The organism is uncultured Campylobacter sp., assembly GCF_938040115.1.
Taxonomy (GTDB): domain Bacteria; phylum Campylobacterota; class Campylobacteria; order Campylobacterales; family Campylobacteraceae; genus Campylobacter_A.
In genome coordinates, this window is the sequence record NZ_CALHXD010000013.1 from 1 (window position 1) to 7762 (window position 7762).

Genomic DNA, 7762 nt, shown 5'->3' on the forward strand with positions numbered 1-7762 from the left:
TCGCTAAATTTGACTGCGAGGTTTATGTTTTCGGCGTCGGCGAGGAGGCTGCGCTGCTACAAAACCTGCTCGCGGAAAATACGGACGAAAAGCAGGCAAAAAATCCTAGCGATAGGCAATTTTGCGCGGATTCGGCTAGCGATACGATCGAAATTTACGGCGATCTTGAAAACGCAAACGGCGAGCAATCAAAGGCTCAAATTTGCAGCCAAAACGGCACCGGCGACGGGTCAAATTTGAGCTCGCAAATTTGCGATACTTACGTGAAAAAATTCGGCGAAAACGAGCTAAAAATCATCTCCTTAATCGATAAAATCAAGCTTGAGGAGCTGCCGTTTTATCTCTCGCAGATGCAGCTTTACGCGAGCTCTGATACGGGCAACTACTACGTCGCAGATAGCGTGCGAACGCCCACGATCTGCCTGATGGGGCCTTGTTTTGCAAGCGAGCAAAGAGGAGTCGCCGACTCGCTCGTGATCAGCTCACATCTGCCGCCCGTTAGCTCCGTGTTTAAAACCGTGCGGGGTATCGACGCGAGCGCTTTTTTCGAGCTTAGCGAGCAAAACCTCGCAGACATCGAGGCCTTCGTCAAAGTTCGCTATATATCCTATCTATCCCGCGAAGATAATTTTCTATGCTAAATGCCTTTATAACGGCATCGTCGGGGCTTTTTGAGCCAGGTTTTTGTAAGCCGTCAAAGCAGGCTAAAAGCGCGTCCGAGCTTCTTTGAACTATAAAAAAGTCTTGCTTTTTAGAGGAGATTTCATAAATCTCCCTTATGACGGCGATATCAGAGTACACCACGCCAAGCCCGCAGCCAAGCGCCTCGATGACGACCCTAGGTAGCCCCTCGTCGCTGGAAAATCCAAGCACGTAGTCGCACGCGGTATAAATCTCGTCCATCTTTGAAACAAAGCCTAGATACTCGGCCTTGCCCAATTTTATCAGCGCGTCAAATTTGGCTTTCGCCCCCGCTTTTAGCTCGCCATCGCCCGCGAAATAAACCTTTATATCGCTTCTTTTTAGCCCCGCAAGCGCGTCAAAAACTAGCTCGTGCCCCTTTAGCGTCAAGAAATTTGCAGGCATTACGATATTTATTTTTTCGGCGTCAAATTCGGCTTTTAGGGCGGCGCTTTTATCGTCGCCGCTATCTTTTAAATTTGCCTGCGAGGAGCTCAAATTTTTGCCCGTCTCAGACTTTTCTCGTTTCAAAACAGGCGCCTCCACGGGATTATAAACCACGTTTTTAGGCATATTTATCTGCGCGGCGTAAAAATCGTAAGTCGCGTTTGAAACGCAAACGGGCGTAAATTTTAGCCGCTTTAAAATTTCAAGCTTAAAGGGCTCGACGGCCGAGTTTTTACGCAAATGCTGTACTACCGCGATATTTAGGGCGTTTGCGGCGGCGATGTAAGCAAGATTGGTTGAAAAGTGATTATTTAGATGAAGAATATCGGGATGCGCCTGCCCAAGCAGGCAAAGCGCGTAGTCGTAGTCTTTTTTATAGAGGTATTTTGCTAAAATTTGACCGCCTAGCGCGCGTAAAAGTTCTTTTTTTAGCTTTGAGGGCTGCTTTTTTGGCTCAAATTTTATAAATTTAGCCCCGGCTTCTTCGATGATTTGCGAGATTTTACGTCCGTCCGCCTCGTAATCGGTCTCAAAAAATGCGCAAAGCTCGTATTTTTGCTGCACGGCAAGCCCCCGTAAAAGATACAAAAAACTCTTCGTCCCGCCGCCGTATTCGCGCCCCGTATCGACGAACAAAATCTTTTTCAAATCATTTCCTTTAGCATCTCCCAGACCTCATCCGCGCCTATTTGCAGCATGCACTCCTGAAATTTGCAGTTTTTGCCGACGCAAGGCGAACAGGTGCGCGGCTTTTTGATAAATTTATGGATATTTTCGTCAAAATCCGGATTTGAGTTCACGGGCGAAGCGACGGCAAAAAGCCCGATCGTAGGCGTTTTTAGCGCAGCTGCGACGTGCAGCGGGCCGGTATCGGGCGTGACAAGCACGTCAAGCCTAGCTATCAGCGCGGCAGCCTCTCGCAGACTAAATTTACCCGCCGCATCTATCACGCGAGAGCTTCTTAACTCCTCGTCTAACTGCGCGGTCATCGCTCGCTCGGCGGGGCTGCCCGTTAGCACGATGACGGCGTCCGTGCGCTCCAAAATAATTCCCGCCAGCCCCCGCCAACGCTGCCAAAACCACTGCCTGGAAACCGTGCTAGCCCCCATCTGAAAGCCGATAAATTTGCGTTTGCCGCCTTTTTTTAGCATTTCATCGACGCGGGTAAAGTCCTCGTCTCGCAAATATAAATTTAACCTCGTGTCGCGACTCTCGATGCCTACAAATTTAAGCTGCTCTAAGCGGTTTAGCACGACGTATCGCTCATCTCCGTATGGCTCTGGCGCGTTTGAGTGGAAGGGGCTAAATTTACTGCCCGCATTTGGCAGCTTAAAGACGTATTTAGCTCCGCTTAAAACTGCTAGCGGCGTGGCCTCGGGCTCGTTTGAGTGCAGGATAAAGATGACGTCGGGTTTTATCTTTTTTAGCTGCGATAAAGCGCGCAAAAAGCCGCCTTTTTTGCCGTCGTAAAGCAAAATTTCGTCGATATTCGGATCGGTTTTAAAAAGCGGTGCCGTAGATGGATTTAGCAGCGCGACCGTGCGTACGTGCGGGAAATTTTGCCGAAAAACGCGAAAAACGGGCGTGTTAAAAATCGTATCGCCAAGCGCGGTGTTGCTAAAAAAACAGACCGTTTGTATGGGCTGCGTAACCAGCTGCGTTTTGCGCACGCTTTTAAAGCGCAAAATGAGCCGCGCCGCGCTCTCAAAGAGCTTCATACATCGCTTCCGTCTGCGCGACCATCGTCTCTATCGAGAAGTTTCGCACGATAAATTCCCTCGCGTTCGCGCTAAATTTCGCCCGAAGCGCCGCGTCTTCTATCAGCGTTTTTAAGGCCGCTTTGAGCGATTCTTTATCGCCGTTTTTAAACAAGAGCCCCGTTTCGCCGCTACTTATCGCCTCGCCGATACCGCCCGCGTCGCTACCGATGCAAGGCACTCCGCAAGACTGCGCCTCAAGCAGAGCCGTGCCCAGCGCCTCCATCTTTGATGGCAGCACGAAAACGTCAAAACTACCCAAAAACTCGCTCACGTCGGTGCGCGAGCCTAGCATATAGATGTTTGGCGTTTTTATTTTTTTTAGATTTTCCTCCTGCGGACCGTCGCCGACCACGACTAGAGCGGTATTTGGCAGATTTAGCTCGCTAAAAGCTTCAAATAAAAGCTGATGATTTTTCGCCGCGCGCAAGACCGCCACGATACCGACTACGACGCAGTCTGCGCTCAAATTTAGCTCCGCTTTTATATCTTTGGTAAAATTTGGATTAAACCGCGCCGTATCCACGCCGGTATAGATAACGTCTATCAAATTTCCCTGCACGCCCTGCGAGACGAGTTGTGATTTTACGGCGTTTGAGACGGCTACGATTTTATCGTTTACGTTGTAGCTAAATGCCGACCTGATCGGCGTTTGCAGGTGTCTAGTACGCACGACTTTCGCGCCCGTTAGCTTCGCGACGATCGCGCCGATGTTGCCGTCCTTGCCCGAGTGCGTAGCGATGATCGAGATACCTTTTTCGCGCACGAAACGGCAAATTTTAAAAATTTCAAAAATATTATAGACCTTGCTTAGGTTAAATTCCGCAAACTCGCAATCAATAGGCTTTTCAAAGCTTTTTGAGCCTGGATTTAGCGCGTAAAATACCTTAAATTTATCCTTATTTAGCCCGTTTATGACGCGCTGCGTGCGGTGCTCCTGACCGCCGAAGCCTAGCGAGCTTTCAAGCTCTAGGATGTTGATTTTGTCCGTTTTTTTCATATATTTTTGACCGCCTCGTAGATTTCCTCGTCCGCCGCGTCTTGCGCCATTTTACTCGCGCTTTGTAGTACCGCGCACTCCGCTCCGCCGTAAATCGGAGCCCAGCGAGCGGCGTCCGTTTTGCCAAGCACCAGCACCGTTTTTACGCCAAGTGCGGGAGCTAGGTGCGCTACGCCGCCGTCAAGCGTGAGGACGAATTTAGCCGCCCAGATATAGCCCGCAAGTTCATCTAGGCTCGCAGTCGAGGCAAACTCCACGCCCGCTTCTTGCGCTACTTTTTCGCCAAGCCTTGCATCCTCGGCGCTAACGGCTACGCGTACGAAATTTTGTTTTAAAAACGCCAAAATCCGTAAAATTTTAGCCTCGTCCATACGGTTTTGCTCCACCCTCGAGGATACGTGAAAAAAGACAAAATCCTTAAATTTCTCACTTTTAAAGCTCGGTACGTAAAGCGTCTTTTCTCCGTCAAATTTCGCTCCCAGAGGAGCTACTAGCTCACAGCAAAGCAGCACCTCGTGAGGTGGTGAATTAAAGTTTAGTTTGTGCGTTATTAATAAATTGCCCTCATTTTGCTTTGCCGCTCCTATCGTCGTTTTAGCTGCGGCGGCTCTGGCAAATATCGCGGCAGAGGGCGAATAAGCGCTCCTAAAAATCACGGTCGCATCGTATCTTTCGCGGCGAATTTGAAGCAAAATTTTACATTTTTCCCAAAACGCCCGCACTTTTGCCGCCGCTCCTTTTACGTGCTTTGGTTTAGTATAGATATAGATTTTGTTTAAAAATGGATTGCCGCGAACGACGCATACGTTTAGGCTATTTACTACGATATCGATTTGCGCGCGCGGATGAGCTTTTCGCAGCGCTTCAATCGCCGGCGTCGTGCAGATGAGATCGCCGATGTTATCGTTTCTAACGAGCAAAATTTTCACGATTTTCCTTTTTTGGCTCGATTATACCCATTTTACGCTTATACTTATTTACGTCCGCATCCGTCACCCGCCAGGCATAACCTAAAATTCATCAAAAAACTTATAAAATACCGCTAAATTTTAAAAGGCGAACATGAAAAAAATAGTATTTTTAAGGCTCGATTTGGACGCTATCGGCGGGGCACAGAGGTATCTCTCAAGGCTCGTCAAGGCTCTAAAAGACTCGGGCGTCGCGTGTGAGACGCGCGGATTTATCGGTAGCAAAAAGCTAAGCTCATGGATCAAAGCCCTGCGTTTTAACTCGCAAGCCAAGCGGCAAAAGGGCGCGGACGAGATTTATTTTAGCCTTGAGCGCATCACCTGCGCCGACATCTACCGCGCTGGCGACGGCGTGCACAAAGTCTATATGAAAACCAAGCCTTTTTGGTTCACAAACCCCCTAAATTTCGTCATTCCGTACCTTGAAAAGCGCACTTTTAAAAATGCTAAAAAAATCATCGCCAACTCAAATTTCATAAAGCGTCAAATTTGCGATACCTACGGCATCGCCGAGGAAAAGATCGCAGTCGTCTATAACGGCGTAAATTTGCCTATGCGCGTGCAAAAAGGCTCGGCAAAGCTCGCTCTTTGCGAGGAATTCGGACTTGATTTTCACCTACCGACGCTGCTGTTTGTGGGAAGCGGCTTTAAACGCAAGGGCGCGGAGGAGTTTTTACGCATCGCGGCTCGTCTAAAAACGCGCGTAAACTGCCTGATCGTCGGCCGCGACAAAAACGCCGCCCGCTACAAAAATCTAGCCAAGGAACTCGGCCTAAACGCCGTATTTACGGGCGCGCAAAAAAGCGCGGCGAGATTTTACGAAGGTAGCGAGCTGTTTTTGTTCCCGACGGCGTACGAGCCGTTTTCAAACGTCGTTTTGGAGGCGCTTAGCTACGGCTGCGTCGCTATCACGACCGCTCAAAACGGCGCCGCGGAGATACTACCGGGGGAGTTTGTGATGAGCTCGCCGCAAGACTACGACATCTGCGCTCTGATCGACGAGATCCTAAACGACGACGAGCGGCTGGCAATGCTACAAGAGCGAAATTTGGCGCTTGCTAGCGAGTTTAGCATCGAAAAAAACGCGAGCGCGACGCTGGAGATCATACGTGCGAATCTTGATTGAGCTGCCGACCTGGCTGGGCGACGCCGTGATGGCAAGCGCCGCTGTAGAGGCTATCGCAAAGCATGCGGTGGTTGGCGCGGGAAATTTGACGGGCAAATTTGAGGACCTGGGCGAGCGAGATTTTAGCTTTTCGTCGCAAAATTTCGGTCCCGTAACGCAAGAAATTCAAATTTTTAAAAACGATACGCCAAATTTGGACGGTAAATTTGACGCGGACTGCGGCGTAAATTTGACGACAAATGCGCGAGAAAATCAAAATCCGCAAAATTTACAAAAAGAGGCACGAGAGCCCGTCAAAATCGTATTTTTCGGCTCGTTTGCGGCGTGCGAGCTTTTTAAGGCCCACCCAAACTGCGAGCGTGTCATCGTTGACAGCAGCAAAAAGGCTAAATTTAGGCTCTGGCGGCTGTTTTGGCAGGCAAGAGAGCTTGGCAAATTTGATGCGGCGTTTAGTTTTAGAAGCTCGTTTGCGAGTAAAATTTTACTTTACGGGGCGCGGGCTGGGCAAAAATTTATTTTCCAAAAGAGCAAAGACGGCGCACATCAGGTACAAAAATACCTAAAATTCGTCAAATCCGCGTTAAATTTGAAACGGGCGGACGACGGGCTAAAGCTTTACTTTGAGCCGCGTAAATTTGACGCTCCGGTGCTTGGGCTAAATCCCGGCGCTAGCTACGGAAGCGCGAAACGCTGGTATCCGGCCTACTTCGCGCAGGTGGCGCTGCATTTTAAAGATAAATTTAAGATTATGATTTTTGGCGGTACGGGCGAGCGCGATATGTGCGAGCAGATCGAGCAAATTTTACGCGAAAACGGCGCGGATTGCGAAAATCTAGCGGGTAAAACGAGCGTGCGGAAGCTTTGTGAAAATATCGGCGGCATCGGGCAAAGCGGCGGGATATTCGTCACGAACGACAGCGGCCCGATGCATATCGCCGCAGCCTACAAGACGCCTACGATCGCGCTTTTTGGGCCGACGAGATTTACGCAGACCTGTCCGTGGCGCAACGAAAACGCCCGCATCCTGCACCTAAATTTAGAGTGCATGCCCTGCATGGAGCGCGTCTGCCCGCTAAAAACCCACGCCTGCATGAAAGATCTCTCGCCGCAAGCCGTCATCCAAACGATCGAGCGAGAATTTCTCGCCGAAGCGACAAAAAACTAGAAATTTTAGTGCGCGGCTTTTCTCAAACGGCCGCAAATCAGCAAAAGCCCCGTCGCGCATAATGTTTTTGCAAACGGAGTGCGACCAAATTTAACGCACCCAAAGCACGCACTTGAGATAGCGCAAGGCTGTTTAATCAAGGCAAATTTTACTAAACCGATTTTTGGCGCGCTTAGGATTTCGCTGCATTTTAGCCGTCAAGAAAAGCGGGGGCAAAGTAAAATTTGTGCCGTACATATCGTCTCGCACACCGCAAAATTCCGCCTCACAAAACAACCTCAACCTCGTAAATATCGTCAAATTTAACTCTCGTCTTTACCACAGTTAAACTTTTATCCATCAAATTTACGTTTGAGACCAGCCCCTCTATATTCGCGTAGCCCTGCCCGTCGTGATAGGTGATTTTTACCTTGTCGGCGGGTTTTAGTTTGCTTATTTTATTTAGGATTTCTTCTATTTTTGATTCGTCAAGATCCAGCTTTTCGCTCTTTTCTCGCTCCTGTGCTTTTAGGGCTTTTTCTAGAGTTGAGAGAGGATTAAATGAGCTAAAGATTTTGGCTCTATCTTTATTCACCGCTTTTGTGCCCTCCTATCTTTTTGTTTCTATCTCGTCCGGTG

General features: G+C 49.1%; 7 protein-coding genes and 1 pseudogene. 3 read left to right on the forward strand and 5 right to left on the reverse strand.

Going from position 1 to position 7762, the window contains the following annotated elements; genetic code table 11:
• A pseudogene (locus Q0314_RS00455) lies at positions 1-641 on the forward strand (lipopolysaccharide heptosyltransferase family protein); the annotation flags it as partial.
• Here Q0314_RS00455 and Q0314_RS00460 read toward each other — a convergent pair.
• From Q0314_RS00460 to Q0314_RS00475, 4 genes are read right to left on the reverse strand one after another with little or no spacing between them, the layout of a single operon-like run.
• The gene (locus tag Q0314_RS00460; RefSeq protein ID WP_298055292.1) at positions 589-1776 is read right to left on the reverse strand and encodes a glycosyltransferase family 4 protein; all 1188 of its coding nucleotides are present in this window, start codon (positions 1774-1776) and stop codon (positions 589-591) included. The pseudogene Q0314_RS00455 and the gene Q0314_RS00460 sit on opposite strands and share 53 nt — an antisense overlap.
• Positions 1773-2846, reverse strand: coding sequence for a glycosyltransferase family 9 protein (locus Q0314_RS00465; protein WP_298055294.1), 1074 nt, complete (start codon positions 2844-2846; stop codon positions 1773-1775). The genes Q0314_RS00460 and Q0314_RS00465 overlap by 4 nt, the downstream gene beginning before the upstream one ends.
• Positions 2833-3885, reverse strand: coding sequence for a glycosyltransferase family 4 protein (locus Q0314_RS00470; RefSeq protein WP_298055297.1), 1053 nt, complete (start codon positions 3883-3885; stop codon positions 2833-2835). Before Q0314_RS00470 ends, Q0314_RS00465 begins: the two co-directional genes overlap by 14 nt.
• On the reverse strand, positions 3882-4814 hold the full coding sequence (locus Q0314_RS00475) for a glycosyltransferase family 9 protein (RefSeq protein WP_298055300.1): 933 nt from the start codon (positions 4812-4814) through the stop codon (positions 3882-3884). The genes Q0314_RS00470 and Q0314_RS00475 overlap by 4 nt, the downstream gene beginning before the upstream one ends.
• 133 nt (positions 4815-4947) lie before the next feature.
• Between Q0314_RS00475 and Q0314_RS00480 the strand changes: the two genes are divergently transcribed.
• The gene (locus Q0314_RS00480) at positions 4948-5979 is read left to right on the forward strand and encodes a glycosyltransferase family 4 protein (RefSeq protein ID WP_298055302.1); all 1032 of its coding nucleotides are present in this window, start codon (positions 4948-4950) and stop codon (positions 5977-5979) included.
• 28 nt (positions 5980-6007) lie between these two features.
• A complete protein-coding gene (locus Q0314_RS00485; protein WP_298055307.1) occupies positions 6008-7144 on the forward strand; it encodes a glycosyltransferase family 9 protein in 1137 nt (378 codons plus the stop codon).
• Between the two features lie 265 nt (positions 7145-7409).
• Here the strand turns inward: Q0314_RS00485 and Q0314_RS00490 are convergent, their stop codons facing one another.
• The gene (locus Q0314_RS00490; protein WP_298055305.1) at positions 7410-7718 is read right to left on the reverse strand and encodes a YolD-like family protein; all 309 of its coding nucleotides are present in this window, start codon (positions 7716-7718) and stop codon (positions 7410-7412) included.
• Positions 7719-7762: the final 44 nt, after the last annotated feature.